Origin of the sequence: Micromonospora sp. NPDC049175 (genome assembly GCF_043197345.1) — a bacterium.
GTDB lineage: Bacteria > Actinomycetota > Actinomycetes > Mycobacteriales > Micromonosporaceae > Micromonospora.
Genome location: NZ_JBICSY010000008.1, coordinates 146,079 through 161,072 on the forward strand (window position 1 = coordinate 146,079; position 14,994 = coordinate 161,072).

At 72.8% G+C, this 14,994-nt stretch carries 14 protein-coding genes and 3 tRNA genes; 14 read left to right on the plus strand and 3 right to left on the minus strand.

Annotation, left to right across the window (positions count from 1 at the left end; genetic code table 11):
- Window positions 1–191 precede the first annotated feature (191 nt).
- The 6 genes from ACGFH8_RS28065 (at window position 192) to arfB (ending at window position 4,942) form a co-directional block, all read left to right on the plus strand.
- Entirely contained in the window at window positions 192–1,241 is a 1,050-nt protein-coding gene (locus tag ACGFH8_RS28065) for an AAA family ATPase (protein WP_393372786.1), read from the plus strand.
- Window positions 1,238–2,239, plus strand: coding sequence for a DUF58 domain-containing protein (locus ACGFH8_RS28070; RefSeq protein WP_393372789.1), 1,002 nt, complete (start codon window positions 1,238–1,240; stop codon window positions 2,237–2,239). The genes ACGFH8_RS28065 and ACGFH8_RS28070 overlap by 4 nt, the downstream gene beginning before the upstream one ends.
- On the plus strand, window positions 2,236–3,195 hold the full coding sequence (locus tag ACGFH8_RS28075; RefSeq protein WP_393372792.1) for a VWA domain-containing protein: 960 nt from the start codon (window positions 2,236–2,238) through the stop codon (window positions 3,193–3,195). The genes ACGFH8_RS28070 and ACGFH8_RS28075 overlap by 4 nt, the downstream gene beginning before the upstream one ends.
- A gap of 38 nt (window positions 3,196–3,233) precedes the next feature.
- On the plus strand, window positions 3,234–4,088 hold the full coding sequence (locus ACGFH8_RS28080; protein WP_393372795.1) for a S1C family serine protease: 855 nt from the start codon (window positions 3,234–3,236) through the stop codon (window positions 4,086–4,088).
- Window positions 4,089–4,185: 97 nt separating this feature from the next.
- Window positions 4,186–4,482 (plus strand): hypothetical protein, encoded by a 297-nt coding sequence (locus ACGFH8_RS28085; protein WP_393372797.1) that lies wholly within the window; start codon window positions 4,186–4,188, stop codon window positions 4,480–4,482.
- 34 nt (window positions 4,483–4,516) lie between these two features.
- A complete protein-coding gene (gene arfB, locus ACGFH8_RS28090) occupies window positions 4,517–4,942 on the plus strand; it encodes an alternative ribosome rescue aminoacyl-tRNA hydrolase ArfB (RefSeq protein ID WP_393372800.1) in 426 nt (141 codons plus the stop codon).
- A 15-nt stretch (window positions 4,943–4,957) separates the two neighbouring features.
- Here the strand turns inward: arfB and ACGFH8_RS28095 are convergent, their stop codons facing one another.
- Together ACGFH8_RS28095 and ACGFH8_RS28100 are read right to left on the minus strand one after the other, a co-directional pair.
- Window positions 4,958–5,824: a 3-methyladenine DNA glycosylase gene (locus ACGFH8_RS28095; RefSeq protein WP_393372802.1), complete on the minus strand. Its 867-nt coding sequence runs from the start codon at window positions 5,822–5,824 to the stop codon at window positions 4,958–4,960.
- Between the two features lie 35 nt (window positions 5,825–5,859).
- Entirely contained in the window at window positions 5,860–7,329 is a 1,470-nt protein-coding gene (locus ACGFH8_RS28100) for a hypothetical protein (RefSeq protein WP_393372805.1), read from the minus strand.
- A gap of 174 nt (window positions 7,330–7,503) precedes the next feature.
- On the opposite strand from ACGFH8_RS28100, the gene ACGFH8_RS28105 reads away from it, so the two are divergent.
- From ACGFH8_RS28105 to ACGFH8_RS28120, 4 genes are all read left to right on the plus strand, one after another.
- On the plus strand, window positions 7,504–8,307 hold the full coding sequence (locus ACGFH8_RS28105) for a fumarylacetoacetate hydrolase family protein (RefSeq protein ID WP_393372808.1): 804 nt from the start codon (window positions 7,504–7,506) through the stop codon (window positions 8,305–8,307).
- A gap of 108 nt (window positions 8,308–8,415) precedes the next feature.
- A tRNA-Gln gene (locus tag ACGFH8_RS28110) sits at window positions 8,416–8,487 on the plus strand.
- 136 nt (window positions 8,488–8,623) lie between these two features.
- Window positions 8,624–8,696, plus strand: a tRNA-Glu gene (locus tag ACGFH8_RS28115).
- Window positions 8,697–8,850: 154 nt separating this feature from the next.
- Window positions 8,851–8,923: transfer RNA gene (locus ACGFH8_RS28120), tRNA-Glu, on the plus strand.
- Between the two features lie 211 nt (window positions 8,924–9,134).
- Here ACGFH8_RS28120 and ACGFH8_RS28125 read toward each other — a convergent pair.
- Window positions 9,135–9,821, minus strand: a complete 687-nt coding sequence (locus ACGFH8_RS28125) for an IclR family transcriptional regulator (protein ID WP_110562481.1) — start codon at window positions 9,819–9,821, stop codon at window positions 9,135–9,137.
- A 49-nt stretch (window positions 9,822–9,870) separates the two neighbouring features.
- On the opposite strand from ACGFH8_RS28125, the gene leuC reads away from it, so the two are divergent.
- From leuC to ACGFH8_RS28145, 4 genes are all read left to right on the plus strand, one after another.
- Window positions 9,871–11,316, plus strand: coding sequence for a 3-isopropylmalate dehydratase large subunit (gene leuC, locus ACGFH8_RS28130; protein ID WP_393372811.1), 1,446 nt, complete (start codon window positions 9,871–9,873; stop codon window positions 11,314–11,316).
- Between the two features lie 15 nt (window positions 11,317–11,331).
- Window positions 11,332–11,919: a 3-isopropylmalate dehydratase small subunit gene (gene leuD, locus ACGFH8_RS28135; protein WP_393372814.1), complete on the plus strand. Its 588-nt coding sequence runs from the start codon at window positions 11,332–11,334 to the stop codon at window positions 11,917–11,919.
- A gap of 172 nt (window positions 11,920–12,091) precedes the next feature.
- Window positions 12,092–12,775: an HU family DNA-binding protein gene (locus ACGFH8_RS28140; RefSeq protein ID WP_393372817.1), complete on the plus strand. Its 684-nt coding sequence runs from the start codon at window positions 12,092–12,094 to the stop codon at window positions 12,773–12,775.
- A gap of 141 nt (window positions 12,776–12,916) precedes the next feature.
- Entirely contained in the window at window positions 12,917–14,992 is a 2,076-nt protein-coding gene (locus ACGFH8_RS28145; protein ID WP_393372820.1) for an endonuclease/exonuclease/phosphatase family protein, read from the plus strand.
- The last annotated feature ends 2 nt before the right edge of the window (window positions 14,993–14,994 follow it).

Genomic DNA, 14,994 nt, shown 5'->3' on the forward strand with positions numbered 1-14,994 from the left:
CCGGGAAGTCGGCGTGTCCTGGGTAGGTGGACGGCCCGGTTTCCGGAAAATCGAGTCGATCAGGCGTTCTCGCCGCGCCTCGCGCCGATCGTCATGCTTGCGTGCGACTCATCCCCGTTCCGGCCCCTCCGGGCCGGTCCGGGCCGCACAATCCGACGTTTGCCGAGGCCCCGGCCCGGGAAGCAAGCACCGTGACGGACATCTCGGACACCCTGGCCAGCATGCCCACCTCGGTCGATCCCGAGCCGACCGGCGTCGAGCTGGAACAGACCCTCTTCGAGGTCAAACGCGTGATCGTCGGGCAGGATCGGCTCGTCCAACGCCTGCTCACCGCATTGATCGCCAACGGGCACTGCCTCCTGGAGGGCGTACCCGGGGTGGCCAAGACCCTGGCCGCGCAGACCCTCGCGACGGTCGTCGGGGGCACCTTCTCCCGGATCCAGTTCACCCCGGACCTGGTCCCCTCCGACATCGTCGGCACCCGGATCTACCGGGCCTCCAAGGAGACCTTCGACATCGAACTGGGCCCGATCATGGCCAACCTGGTGCTGGCCGACGAGATCAACCGCGCCCCGGCCAAGGTGCAGTCGGCGCTGCTGGAGGCGATGGCCGAACGGCAGGTCTCCATCGGCGGGCGCAGTTGGCCGGTCCCGCAACCGTTCCTGGTGCTGGCCACCCAGAACCCGATCGAGTCCGAGGGTGTCTACCAACTCCCGGAGGCGCAGCGCGACCGGTTCCTGATGAAGGTGGTCGTCGACTATCCCAGCGACGCCGACGAACTGGCGATCCTCTACCGGATGAGCACCGACCGGCCGACCCCGCGTCCGGTGCTCGACGCGCAACGACTGCGGGCCCTCCAGGCCCACGCCGAGAGGGTGTTCGTCCACCACGCGTTGGCCGAGTACGTGGTGCGGCTGATCCTCGCCACCCGTGACCCCGGCCGCTTCGGGTTGCCGGAGATCGCCCCGCTGTTGGCGTACGGCGCCAGCCCGCGGGCCACCCTCGGTCTGGTCGCCGCCGCTCGGGCCCAGGCCCTGCTGCGGGGGCGGGAGTACGTGCTGCCCGAGGACGTCCGTGACCTGGCCGTCGACGTCCTCGCCCACCGGCTGGTGCTCTCCTTCGACGCGGTGGCCGACGGGGTGTCGGCCGAGAGCCTGGTGCGCCGGCTGGTCGAGGCGGTGCCACCACCCCGGCTGGCCACCGGTCACCCACAGCAGACGCCGGACCTGGCGGCGGCATGAGACGAGCGACCATCGCGCCGGCTGACCCGGGCCTGGCCGAGTTGTCCCCGGACCAGCGGATCCGTCGCCTGGAGCTGACCGTCACGCGCCGGCTCAACGGGTTGCTGCACGGCCAGTACCGCGGCCTGCTGCCCGGACCGGGCAGTGAACCCGCCGGCAGCCGCGAGTACCGGCCGGGCGAGGACGAGGTCCGCCGGATGGACTGGGCGGTCACGGCCCGCACCGCCGTGCCGCACGTCCGCCAGGTCGACTCCGACCGGGAACTGACCACCTGGCTGCTCGTCGACGGCAGCGCCAGCATGGAGTTCGGCACCGCCGAGCTGGACAAGCGGGAGCTGGCCGTGGCCGCGGTCGCGGCGGTCGGCTTCCTGACCGCGGGCGTCGGCAACCGCCTCGGCGCCCAGGTGCTGCGTGCCGACGGGGTACGCCGCTTCCCGGCCCGCAGCGGACGTACCCATCTGCTCGCCCTGCTTCGCACGCTGCTCGCCGCCCCGCGTCCCACCCCGCCCGGCGGCGGACCGGGGTGGAGGCCGCCGGATCTGGCCGACGGTCTCGACGCGCTGCACCGGATCGCCAACCGACGGGGCCTGGTCGTGGTGGTCTCCGACTTCCTCGACGGCCTGCCCGACGACCCTGGCCAGCCGGCGCCCTGGGAACGCACACTGCGCCGACTGGCCGTCCGGCACCAGGTGCTGGCGATCGAGGTCACCGACCCGCGTGAGCTGGAGCTACCGGACGTCGGGCTGATCACGCTCGTCGACCCGGAGACCGGCCGTCGCCGCGAGGTGTGCACATCGGACCGCCGGCTGCGCGAACGCTACGCCGAGGCGGCCGCCATCCAGCGCGATCAGATCCACGAGTCGTTGCGCCGCAGCGGGGCCACCCACCTGCCCCTGCGCACCGACGGGGACTGGAGCGCCGACATCGTCCGGCACGTGCACGCCCAACGTCGACTGGCCGCCGCGCCGGTCGGCCCCGCACGGGGAGGTATCGCGTGACCTGGCAGTCGCCGCTGCGACTCTGGCTGCTGCTCGGAGTGCTCGCCCTCGTCGGCGCGTACCTGCTGATGCAGCGCGGGCGCAGCCGCTACGCGGTCCGCTTCACGAACCTGCGGCTGCTGGACCGGGTGGCGCCGGAGCGGCCCGCCTGGCGTCGGCACGTACCGGCCGGGCTCTTCCTGGCCATGCTCGCCCTGCTGGTCGTCGGGTTCGCCCGCCCCAGCGCCGAGGTCCAGGTGCCCCGGGAGCGGGCCACGGTGATGGTCGCGGTGGACGTGTCCACGTCGATGCTCGCCACCGACGTGGAACCGGACCGGCTGGCCGCCGCGAAGCAGGCGGCCCGACGGTTCGTCGAGGGCCTGCCCGACGAGTTCAACGTGGGTCTCGTCGCGTTCGCCGGCAGCGCGGCCGTGCTGGTGCCGCCGGGCACCGACCGGGACGCCCTCGACGAGGGGATCGGCCGGCTCGCCGAGGGGATCACCGGCGTGCAGGGCACCGCGATCGGCGAGGCCATCAACACGTCCCTCGGCGCGGTCAAGAGCCTGGACAGCGAGGCCGCGAAGGAGACGCCACCGGCCCGGATCATCCTGCTCTCCGACGGCGCCAACACCTCCGGAATGGACCCGATGGAAGCGGCGGCCGAGGCGGTGACGGCGGAGGTGCCGGTGCACGCCATCTCCTTCGGGACCCCGTCCGGGTTCGTCGACCGCGGCGGACGGCCCATCCAGGTGCCGGTCGACGGGCAGACCCTCAAGGCGGTCGCCGAGGAGACCGGCGGGATGTTCCACGAGGCCAGCACCACCGACGAGCTGAAGGCCGTCTACGACGACATCGGCAGCTCGGTCGGTTACCGCACGGAGCGGCAGGACGTCTCGGCACGGTTCATCGGCCTGGGACTTGTCTTCGCGATGGGCGCCGCCGCCGGCTCGCTGCGCTGGTTCTCCCGCCTGCCCTGACCGCCGCGCACCACAGTCGTCGACCGTGAGGAGTACGCATGGCAGTACAGACCGGACTGGGCGAACCGCGCGGTCCCTGGTTCATCTCACCGGAACTCGACCGGGACGGGCGCGGGTGGTGGGACACGCCCGAGCGTGACCCGGGCGGGCGCAGGCCTCGACGGCTGCTCGCCGCGCTGGCCGTGGTGGCGCTCTCCACCGTCTCGGGCGCCGTCGCCGGTGGCGTGGTGGCCGCCCGGGACGGGACTCCCGGCCCCGCTGCCGCGTCCGCAGCCCCGGTGCCGGCCGAACTGGTCACCGCGGCCGAGCGGACCGTACCCGGGGTGGTGTCGGTGCTGGCCGGCAGCACGTCGGCCGGGTCCGCGACCGGCTCGGGCTTCGCGGTGGACGACCAGCAGCACCTGATCACCAACGATCACATCCTGACCAAGGGCGGTGGCGGGCCGGTCACCGTCGAGCTGCCCGACGGCCGCCGGTTCGCCGCCGAGGTGGTGGGCCGGGAGCCGCGCAGCGACTTGGCGGTGCTGAAGGTGCCGGCGGCGGCCGGACTCACCCCGTTGCCCATGGCCAAGCCGGGTGCGACACGTGTCGGCGAACCGGTGCTCGCGGTGGGCTCGCCACTCGGTCTGGCCGGAACCGTCACCGCGGGAATCGTCAGCGCGTTGGACCGCGAGGTGCGGCTGGGCAACAACCGGCACCGCGCGGTGCAGACCGACGCGTCCATCAACCCCGGCAACTCGGGTGGGCCACTCGTCAACGCCCGTGGGGAGGTGGTCGGGGTCAACACCGCCATCGCCACCATCGACGGGAGCGGCTCGATCGGCATCGGGTTCGCCATCCCGATCGACCAGGTGCAGCAGACCGCCGACACGATCATCGGCAAGGGCGGCTGACCTGCGCGGACGGCCGACTGCCGGGCAGTGTGTCGGATATCCGGCCGGACGGCATCGGGCCATGGAAATATTACTGTCGGTATGGATACTGGCGGAGGTGGAGCGTCCTCTTCTCGCGGTCCTCCTGCTGGTGGGCCTGGTCATCGGATGTGCGGTGGGGTCGGCGTACGCCCGGGCACGACGCGGGTGGAACGACTACCAGACGGTCCGGAAGTCGGTGCCGGGCGCCCGTCGAGGCGCCTGGTCGCTGATCCGTGGGGCCGCAGTGAAGGCCGGGGTGATCGCGCTGCTGCTCTTCGGCGCGGTGGCGTACGCGGCGGTCGGGTCCGACGAGGAAACCGCCGGGCCGGCGCCCAGTCAGTCGCCGACGCAGAGCAGGACTCCGCACCGATGACCCCCGGCGGGTCGTCTCGGGTTAGCCTCGGGGCGTGGACGACGGACTGCGGGTGACCGATCGGTGGATCGTTCCCGCCGGGGAGCTGCGGGAGCGTTTCTCCCGCTCGTCGGGGCCGGGTGGGCAGGGTGTGAACACCGCGGACTCCCGGGTCGAGCTGAGCTACGACGTGGCCAACTCGCCGGCCGTGCCCGAGTGGCTGCGGTCGCGGGCCCTGGACCGGCTGGCCAACCGCCTGGTCGACGGGGTGCTGACGATCGCCGCCAGCGAGCACCGGGCCCAGTTGGCCAATCGGGAGGCGGCCCGCGAACGCATGACCGCGCTGCTGCGGGAGGCCGCCGCCCCTCCACCGCCGCCCCGCCGGGCGACCCGCCCGTCGCGCGGCGCGAAGGAACGCCGGCTGGCCGAGAAGAAGCGCCAGTCCCAGCGCAAACGCGACCGCCGCGCCGACGGCGAGTAGGCCGCCGCCGTCAGGTCAGGCCGGGACGGCGGCGAGCAGCCGGTCACGCAGCGCCGCGGCCCGGTCGGCGAACGCCCGCTGCGCCGCCGCGTACTCCGCCCGACCGTCCGGAGTCTCCACCCGCACCGGCGGATAGCCCAGCGCCGCGAGGTCGTACGGGCTGGCCCGCATGTCCAGCGTGCGGATCTCCCGGGCCAGCTCGAACGTGTCGGCCACCAGCTCGGACGGCACCAGCGGCGACAACTTGTACGCCCACTTGTACAGGTCCATGTTGGCGTGCAGGCAGCCCGGCTGCTCGTGCGCGTGCTGCGTCTCCCGGGTCGGGGTGAGCAGGTTCAACGGCCGAGCCGGCGGGGTGAAGAACCGGAACGCGTCGAAGTGGCTGCACCGCACGCCCCGCTCCTCGACGACGGCGGCGGTCCGCTCCGGGCTCAGCCGCAACGGCCAGGCGTTGTGCCGCAACTCCTCGCGGGTCTGCCGGTAGACCATCGCCCACTCGTGCATCCCGAAGCAGCCGAGGTGCGGCGCCCGCCCGGCGGTCGCCGTCAGCAGGGAACGGATCCAGGCGATCGACTCGCCGCGCCGCGCGCGTACCGCATCGGTGTCGAGAGTGACCCCGGCGGTGGTGGCGCGGTAGTCCCGGCCGAACTCGTCCGGGTCGGCGTCGCGCAGCTCGACGCCGGCCCCGGGATGCCAGCGGCGGAGCTGGGCCGGGCGGTGCGAGTAGTAGGTGAACAGGAAGTCGGCCACCGGGTGCCGCTCGCCGCGCCGCCGGCGGGCCAGGTGCGGGGTCAACCAGACGTCCACCCGCTCCTCGTGGGCGCGCCGGCGGGCCTGCCACCGCGCCACGTCGAGCACGGCGGGGGCGAGGGCGGCGGTCACGCACCCCAGGGTACGACCGCCGCCCGCGCGCCCGGTCAGGGCATGTGCACCCGCACACCCGCGGAGAACACCCCGCTGCGCAGCTCCAGCTGCTGCGGTGGGTCGCGCCCGTCGACGGTGAAGACAAGCGGCAGCACCGTCCGACTGCCCGCGGCCATCGGGTCGGCGAAGACGTCCCGACCCAGGTTGGCCGCCCGGGTGGCCGACTCGTCGGTGCTCACCCAGCGCCCTCCGGGCAGGTACGCCCGTTGCAGTTGGCCGTGCCAGGGTTGGTGGTCGCCGGTGACGTTGCGCACACCCACGGTGGCCTGGCAGCGCCGACCGTTGGCCGGTGCGGCACCCCCGCCGTCGGCCGTCCCGGGCGCGCCGCACGACATCCGGTACACGGTGAACTCGAACGCCGACTCGCGAAGGGGCACCCCCACCGGTCCGGTGACACCGGTGCCCGTCCACGCGCCGCTGGTGGGCTGCTTCTGCGTGTCGATCGCCGAGACCCGCCGGGTCGCCGTCCAGCCGGCGGTGGCGACGATGCCGGCGAGGACCGCCACGGCCGCGCCCACCACCAACCAGACCGGCGGGGTACGCCGACGCCCCGTCGTACCCGGGGCTGCCGGGCGCGGATAGATCGTTCCGCGACCACCGTCGGGTCCGCCCCGGCTGGCGAGCGCGCTGGCGGTGACCCGGCCCGCGCGCCGACGTCGCCACACCCACACCAGGGCCGCGCTGATCAGCAGCAGGACCGCCAGTCCGGCGAGCAGCACCGGGTACCGACGCCAGGGCGGCGCCTGACCGATCTCGGCCGCCGGTGCCGCCGCCGCGTTCCAGGTGGCCGTGGCGCAGTCGTACGGCCGGGTGCCGTCACTCGTGAACGCGCAGGCCGGCGCGGTCAGCGGCTGGCCGGGCGCGGTCGTGGCGAGCGCGGTGCCCAGCGTGGTGCTGCTGTGTGCCGGCAGTCGCAACCGCCACGTCACCTCGGTGGTGGACCCGCCCGCCTGGGTGGACCGGCCGCCGGCGCTGATCGCGGTCGGCGACGACCCGGGCGGCAGCTCCTGCCGCACGGTGGTGTCCACCGGGGCGTTGCCCACGTTGCGCACCTGGATCCGGTACCTCGGTGCGGGGCTGGTCTCCGGCGCGACCGCCACCGTGACCTGCTGCGGGGGCGCCGACGCCGGTGCCCGCGACGGTGGCGCCACCGCCGGTGGCGCCGACGGTGGGGTGGGCTCGGCGGACACCCGCGCGACCACCGCGACCGGTGGGTGCGCCGTCTGTCCCGGCACCCCGGTCGCCGCGACGCCCGGTCGGGTCGCGGCGCCCCGGGGTCGTGGTGTGGCATCCGGCGGTCGGGTCGCCTCGGCCGGTGGTCGCGAGGTGGCGGTCGCGGCCGGTGGCCGCGGCGCCGCCGACGCCTCCGGCGCCGCTGCCGGCAGGGCTGGCACGGCGGCGAGGATGCCGAGGCAGTGGACGAACACTGCGAGGGCTCTGTGGTGTCGTGTCGATGCAGGCATACGAACGAACCTCCGGAGCCGACGCTAGGGGCGAGCCGCCTCCGGGCGGGTACGAAGTCGGGAACCCCGCCCCGGTCACCTCCTGCTCCGGTAGGGTGCCGCGCGCTGACGGGTTGCGCACACCTGACGGCCGGTCCTGGCCGGTGGAGGGGTCGGCGGGGCTAGATTGGCCGGGTGCGTATCGCTCGTTTCGCCCATGCCAAGGGAATGTCGTTCGGAGCCGTCGAAGGCGAACCGGAGGCCGGGCCGCAGGGCCTGACCATCGCCGAGATCGAGGGCCACCCGTTCGGCAACCTCACCTTCAGCGGGGCCCGCTGGGCCCTCTCCGACGTCCGACTCCTCTCGCCGATCCTGCCCAGCAAGGTCGTCTGCGTCGGTCGCAACTACGCCGACCACGCCGCCGAACTCGGCAACGACGTGCCCAAGGAGCCGCTGCTCTTCCTCAAGCCGTCCACCTCGGTGATCGGCCCCCGGGACGCCATCCGACTGCCGATCTTCTCGAAGCAGGTCGAGCACGAGGCGGAGTTGGCGGTCGTGATCGGGGCGCCGGGGGCGCGCCGCGCCGACCGGGCCGCCGCCGAACGCGCCATCTTCGGCTACACCTGCGCCAACGATGTCACCGCTCGGGACCTCCAGCGCTCCGACGGGCAGTGGACCCGGGCCAAGGGCTTCGACTCGTTCTGCCCGATCGGCCCGTGGATCACCACCGGTCTGGACGTCTCCGACCTGGAGATCCGGTGTGAGGTCGGCCGCAATCCGGACGAGATGGAGGTACGCCAGCTCGGCCGCACGAAGGACATGGTCTTCGACGTGGTGGGCCTGGTGTCGTACATCTCGCACGTGATGACTCTGCTGCCCGGCGACGTCGTTCTCACCGGCACTCCGGCCGGGGTTAGCCCGCTCGTCGAGGGGGATACGGTCACCGTGCGGATCGAGGGCATCGGCGAGCTCACCAACCCGGTGGTGCCTGTCGTCTGATCCGTTGGATGCCCCCGTTTCCGCAGCTCACAGGCGTTTCGGGGGGATCCGATTTGGCCTGCCGGCACCGGGAGGGTAAAGTTCACTCCCGGCACCGCAAGGGGCCAATGGGGTATGGGGTAATTGGCAGCCCGACTGATTCTGGTTCAGTTAGTCTAGGTTCGAGTCCTGGTACCCCAGCGCTACCGGTCATTCGCGAGAATGCCGGACGCTGGATTCTGACGGAGTTCGTCTCCGCCCCTCCGGGGGCGGAGAGTGATCTTCGGTAGAGTGCAGCTCCTCCGCCCGTGAGGGTGGGGGAGCGACAAGTGGTTCTGGCCCCGTCGTCTAGCGGCCCAGGACGCCGCCCTCTCAAGGCGGTAGCGCCGGTTCGAATCCGGTCGGGGCTACATCGTGCACAGCCCGTCTCACCAGGTGAGGCGGGCTGTTTCGTGTCCGCCCGCAAGACCCCGCGTGCGACCCCGCACCCCGCGCTTGTGTCCGGGTACGGTGCCGCTAGACTACAGCCGCACCGCTCGCGAGGGCGGTGAACAGGAAAGTTCTGGCCCCGTCGTCTAGCGGCCCAGGACGCCGCCCTCTCAAGGCGGTAGCGCCGGTTCGAATCCGGTCGGGGCTACAACCAGAAGGCTCATCTCGCTCCGCGAGATGAGCCTTTCTCGTCCCCGCCCCCTGCCCCCTGCCCTGCCCCCGTCCGTCCCCGCCCCGCCCCCTGGCCCCGGTGATCATGAGGTTTGCGGGCGCGACACGCCGTCGCGCGCCACGCTAACCCCATGATCAACGCGGGAAAGGGTGGGGGAGGGGCCGGGTGGGGAGGGGTGGGGGACTGGTTAGAGGCCGGAGAGGCGTTGGCCGGCTCTTACTACGGCCATGGCGTGGCGTTCGCCGGGGCGGCGGCCCAGGCGCTCGATGGGGCCGGAGATGCTCACCGAGGCGATCACTCTGCCGGTGCGGTCGCGGATCGGGGCGGAGACGCTCGCCACACCGGCCTCCCGCTCGGCAACGCTCTGCGCCCAGCCGCGGCGGCGTACCTCGGCCAGGGTGCGGCCGGTGAACTTGCTGCGCGGCAGCAGCGGCATCACCGCCTCCGGCGGCTCCCAGGCGAGCAGGATCTGCGCCGCCGAGCCGGCGGTCATCGGCAGCACCGAGCCGACCGGAACGGTGTCCCGCAGGCCGCTGGCGCGTTCCGCGGCGGCCACGCAGATCCGCTCGTCGGCGCGGCGCAGGTAGAGCTGGGCGCTCTCGCCGGTGGCGTCGCGCAGCGCGGCCAGCAACGGCTCGGCGGCGGTCAGCAGGACGTCCGGCGCGGCGTTGGCCAGCTCGCCGAGGCGGGGCCCGGGGCGCCATCTGCCCTGGGTGTCCCGCACCAGCATCCGGTGTATCTCCAGGGCCTGGGCCAGCCGATGTGCGGTGGCTCGGGGCAGCTTGGTGCGATCAACGAGTTCGGCCAGGCTGGCGCCGTCGACGCAGGCGGCCAGGATGACCACCGCCTTGTCGAGAACGCCGACACCGCTCATACTGTGTCCCACAAGCCGAAACTTACCTCCCAGAATTTAGGATGTCCAGATGGTGGGAGTCACTCCTGAGCCGAGGACCCTGGCCGAGAAGGTCTGGGACGCGCACGTCGTACGGTCCGCCGCTGGTGAGCCGGATCTGCTCTTCATCGACCTGCACCTGCTGCACGAGGTGACCAGCCCGCAGGCGTTCGACGGGCTGCGGCTCGCCGGCCGCCGGGTGCGTCGTACCGACCTGACCCTCGCGACCGAGGACCACAACACCCCGACCGGGTACGCCGACCCGGCGTTCCGCCTGCGCCGTGGTGACCTGCTCACCATCGAGGACCCGACGTCGCGTACGCAGATCGAGACGTTGCGGCGTAACTGCGCCGAGTTCGGGGTGCGGCTGCACCCGCTCGGCGACGAGAACCAGGGCATCGTGCACGTGATCGGCCCGCAGCTCGGTGTCACCCAGCCGGGCATGACGATCGTCTGCGGCGACTCGCACACCGCCACCCACGGCGCGTTCGGGGCGCTCGCCTTCGGCATCGGCACCAGCGAGGTGGAGCACGTGTTGGCCACCCAGACGCTGCCGCAGAGCCGGCCGAAGACGATGGCCGTGAACGTCACCGGCCGGCTGGCCCCGGGCGTCACCGCCAAGGACCTGGTGCTCGCGCTGATCACCCAGGTCGGCACCGGCGGGGGGCGCGGGCACATCGTCGAGTACCGGGGCGAGGCGATCGAGGCCCTCTCCATGGAGGGGCGGATGACAATCGCCAACATGTCCATCGAGTGGGGCGCCAAGGCCGGCATGATCGCGCCGGACGAGACCACCTTCGCGTACCTCAAGGGTCGGCCGAACGCGCCCCAGGGCGCGGACTGGGACGCGGCGCTGGAGTGGTGGCGGACGCTGCCCACCGACGAGGGCGCGCGCTACGACGCCGAGGTGACCCTGGACGCCAGCCGGATCACCCCGTTCGTCACCTGGGGCACCAACCCGGGGCAGGGGGCGCCGCTGAGCGCTCCGGTGCCGGACCCGGAGGACTTCGTCACCGACTCGGAGCGCACCGCCGCCCGCCGCGCCCTGGAATACATGGACCTGCGCCCCGGCACCCCACTGCGGGAGCTGCCCATCGACGTGGTCTTCGTGGGTTCCTGCACCAACGGCCGCCTGGAGGACCTGCGGGCCGCCGCCGACGTGCTGCGGGGCCACCGGGTCGCCGACGGGGTCCGGATGCTCGTCGTGCCCGGTTCCGCCGCCGTCCGGGAGGCCGCCGAGGCCGAGGGGCTGGACAAGGTCTTCGCGGACGCCGGTGCCGAGTGGCGGTTCGCCGGCTGCTCCATGTGCCTCGGGATGAACCCCGACACGCTGAAGCCGGGTGAGCGCTCGGCCTCCACCTCGAACCGCAACTTCGAGGGCCGTCAGGGCCGGGGTGGGCGTACCCACCTGGTCTCCCCGCCGGTCGCCGCCGCCACCGCCGTGGTCGGCCGGCTGGCCGCCCCCGCCGACCTGTAGAAGGGACGCCAGGAGATGGACAAGTTCACCACCCACACCGGCACGGCCGTGCCGCTGCGGCGGTCCAACGTGGACACCGATCAGATCATCCCCGCCGTGTACCTCAAGCGGGTGACGCGGACCGGCTTCGCCGACGGGTTGTTCAGCGCGTGGCGGGAAGAGCCGACATTCGTCCTCAACGATGAACGCTATTCCGGCGCGTCGATCCTGATCGCCGGTCCGGAGTTCGGCACCGGCTCCTCCCGGGAGCACGCGGTCTGGGCTCTGCGGGACTGGGGCTTCCGCGCGGTGGTGGCGCCCCGCTTCGGCGACATCTTCCGCGGCAACGCCCTCAAGGAAGGTCTGTTGCCGGTCGAGCTGGAATTGAAAGCCGTCGAAGAGTTGTGGGATCTGGTCGAGGCGGATCCGACCACCCCGGTGACCGTCGACCTGACCGCCCGCCAGCTCCGGGCCGGGGACGCCAACTGGTCGTTCCCGCTTGACGACTTCAGTCGTTGGCGGCTGCTGGAGGGCCTCGACGACATTGGACTCACCCTCCGCAACGTCGCCGACATCGACTCCTACGAGGCCCGCCGACTGCCGTTCCTGCCCTCCGTGGCATAGCCGTACGCTCGGCCGCACAGCGGATTCCACCCCCATCGGTCCCACCGGTGGGGGTGAATCCGTTACGACACAAGGGCTTTTTTCTACCGAATGTTTGTGTCCCGGCAGCGCAGGGCATAACGTGCGCGCAGAATGGCTCGCGACGAGTCAGTTGCACAATCGGGAGGAAGTCGTGAACAAGGCCGAGCTCATCGAGGCGCTCGCTGTTCGCCTGGGGGACCGGAAGACGGCGACGAACGCCCTCGAGGCGGTCCTCACCGAGGTCCAGGCGGCGGTCACCAAGGGCGAGAAGGTGGCGATCACCGGATTCGGAGCGTTCGAAAAGCGTGTGCGTGGTGCACGAACAGCGCGCAACCCGCGTACCGGCGAGGCGGTGAAGGTCAAGAAGACATCCGTCCCGACCTTCCGCCCCGGCGCCGGATTCAAGGAGATGGTGGCCAGCGGCAAGGTGCCGAAGGCCACGGTGGCGACGAAGAAGGCCGCCACCACCACCGCCACGGCCAAGACGGCCGGCACCAAGGCGGCGGGCACCAAGGCGACAGGCGCCAAGGCCGCGGGCACCAAGGCAACCGCGGCCAAGGCGGCCAGTAAGAAGACCGCCCCGGCCAAGGCGAGCAAGACCACCACGGCGACCAAGACGGTCGCCAGCAAGAAGACCGCCCCGGCCAAGGCGAGCAAGACCACCACGGCGACCAAGACGGCCGCCAGCAAGAAGACCACCGCGGCGAAGAAGACCACCGCGGCGACCAAGTCGACCGCGGCGAAGAAGACCACCGCGACGGCGAGCAAGAGCACGGCGGCCAAGAAGGCGCCGGCGAAGAAGGCTCCGGCCAAGAAGGCGGCCAGCAAGCGCTGACCGACCAGCACCGAAAGGGCGTCCACCCGTTGGTGGACGCCCTTTCGGCGTATGGGGACCGTTGACCCGTTCGGCGCGCTCGCGCAGAATCGCCGTGCCGGCCCCCCTCCGCCGGTCCGCCGACACCGAAATGGGGCACCGGTGCGCTACCGCCAGGTCACCGCCGGGACACTCGCGCTGGGCGTACTCCTGCTCATCGACGTGCTGCGCGTCTGGCTGCCCGGCATCATCACCATCTTCGGCCAGGCGGCGTCCACCCCGGCCGAGCTGATGGGCGCGTTCGCCCTCGGCTGGTTCGTGCTCGCCCTGGGCGCACCCGCTGTGGTTCGCCGGGTCGGCGCCCGCCCGGTCACGGTCGCCGCCGCCGTCCTGCTCGCCGTCGCCCGGCTCGCGCTCACCGTCGCGCCCGGAGGGCGTACGCAGCTCTGGCTGGCCACCGCCGGGCTGCTCGCCGGGCTCGTCTGGTTGGTCGGCGTCGCCGCCGACACCGACCGACCGGTCCCGGGGCTGGCGTTGGGGTTCGCGGTCAACGCGGCCCTGCACGCGGCGCTGGACACCGTCGACCTGGTCTGGCGGGGCGACTGGGTGGCCTGGCTGCTCAGCTCCGTGACGGTGGCCCTGTTCCTGTTCGGCATAGCACGCTCTGGCAGCGCCGCCGGTACGGCGGGTTCCGGCAGCGCCGCCGGTACGGCGGGCTCTGGCAGCGGGGTGGGAGCGGCGGGTTCCGGGAGCCGGGCGGGCGTTGGTGGGGTTCGGGCCTGGCTGCTGGCGGGGCCGGCGCTGCTGCTGGCTGGCATGGTGGCGCTCTCCCCGGCGCTGGCCCAGACCGGAATGTCGTACCTGCAAGTCGGCGGCGGTGTGGCGCGCTCGCCGCTGCTCGGCATGGCGCCGGTGCCGGTGGCGGTCGCGGCGTTCCTGTACACCGCGCTGACCCGACCGTCCGAGCGGTGGGGCCGAGCGTACGGGCCGGTGGCGGTGGTGGTCGGTGCCGTGCTGTTCGCCCTCGGCCAGGGTGACCTGCTCCTCCCCGCCGTCCTGCTCGCCGCCCTCGGTCTCGGCGCCTGCCTCGCCCGCACCGACGACGCCACCAGCCCGAGGAGCGGCACCGCTGCCGGTCCAGCGGTCGCTGCCGGTCCGGCGGTCGCTGCCGGGGACGAGGCGGACGCTGCCGGGGATCAGGCGGTCGCCGCCGGCGGTGAGTCGGTCGACGAGGCGGTCGACGCGCGGTCAGCGGCCCGGCGGGGGTACGCGGTCGCCGCCGGCATGCTCGTCTTCGCGCTCGGTGCCGTCGGGTACTACTCCGCCTACGACCTCGGCTACCCCAACGCTCCGGTGCCCGTGCTGGTGGCCCTGCTGGTCGCCGTGGTGGCGTTCACGGCCCGCCCCCTGGCTCACCCCACCCCCGGGCCGTTTCCGCCGCTCCGGGCCGCGGGGGCGGTCGCCGCGCTGGCCCTGCTGGCGCCGGTGCTCGCCGACGAGGTGCAGGTGGCCAGCAACCGCGAGGGTCCACCGGAGCGGCTGACCGTGGTGGCGTACAACATCCGGATGGGTTTCGGGCTGGACGGTCGGTTCGACCTGAACGGGCTCACCGAGGTCGTCGACAGGCAACGACCGGACGTGGTGTTGCTCAGCGAGGTGGACCGGGCCTGGCTGCTCAACGGTGGGCACGACACCCTGGACCTGCTGGCCGATCGGCTCGACATGCAGTACGTCTTCGGGCCGGCCGCGGACCCGGTGTGGGGCGACGCGGTGCTCAGCCGTTGGCCGGTCACCGATCCGCGGACCCTTGCCCTGCCGGCCGTCGGGGCGCCCACCGGCGCGCAGGCGCTCGCCGTCACGCTGGATCTCGGCGACGGCGTCCGTACCGCCGTGGTGAGCACCCACCTGCAACCTCCGCCCGGGCGGGGTCCAGTGGTCCAGGCCCGTGCGGTCGCCGACTTCGCCACCGGGTACGCGGCCGGCCGGCCGCTCGTGGTGGCGGGTGACCTGAACACCGAGCCCGGCGACGAGGCGTTCGGACAGTTCACCGCGGCCGGTCTGGTCGACGCGTTGGCCACCGCCCGACCACTGGCGACGAGCCCCGCCGACGATCCGCGCCAGCAGATCGACCACATCTTCGTCTCGCCCGGCCTCACCGCGACCGATCCGGTCGCGCCGCGCGGCACGGCCAGCGACCACCTGCCGGTGGCGGTGACCCTGACCCTGCCACCCCGCTGACC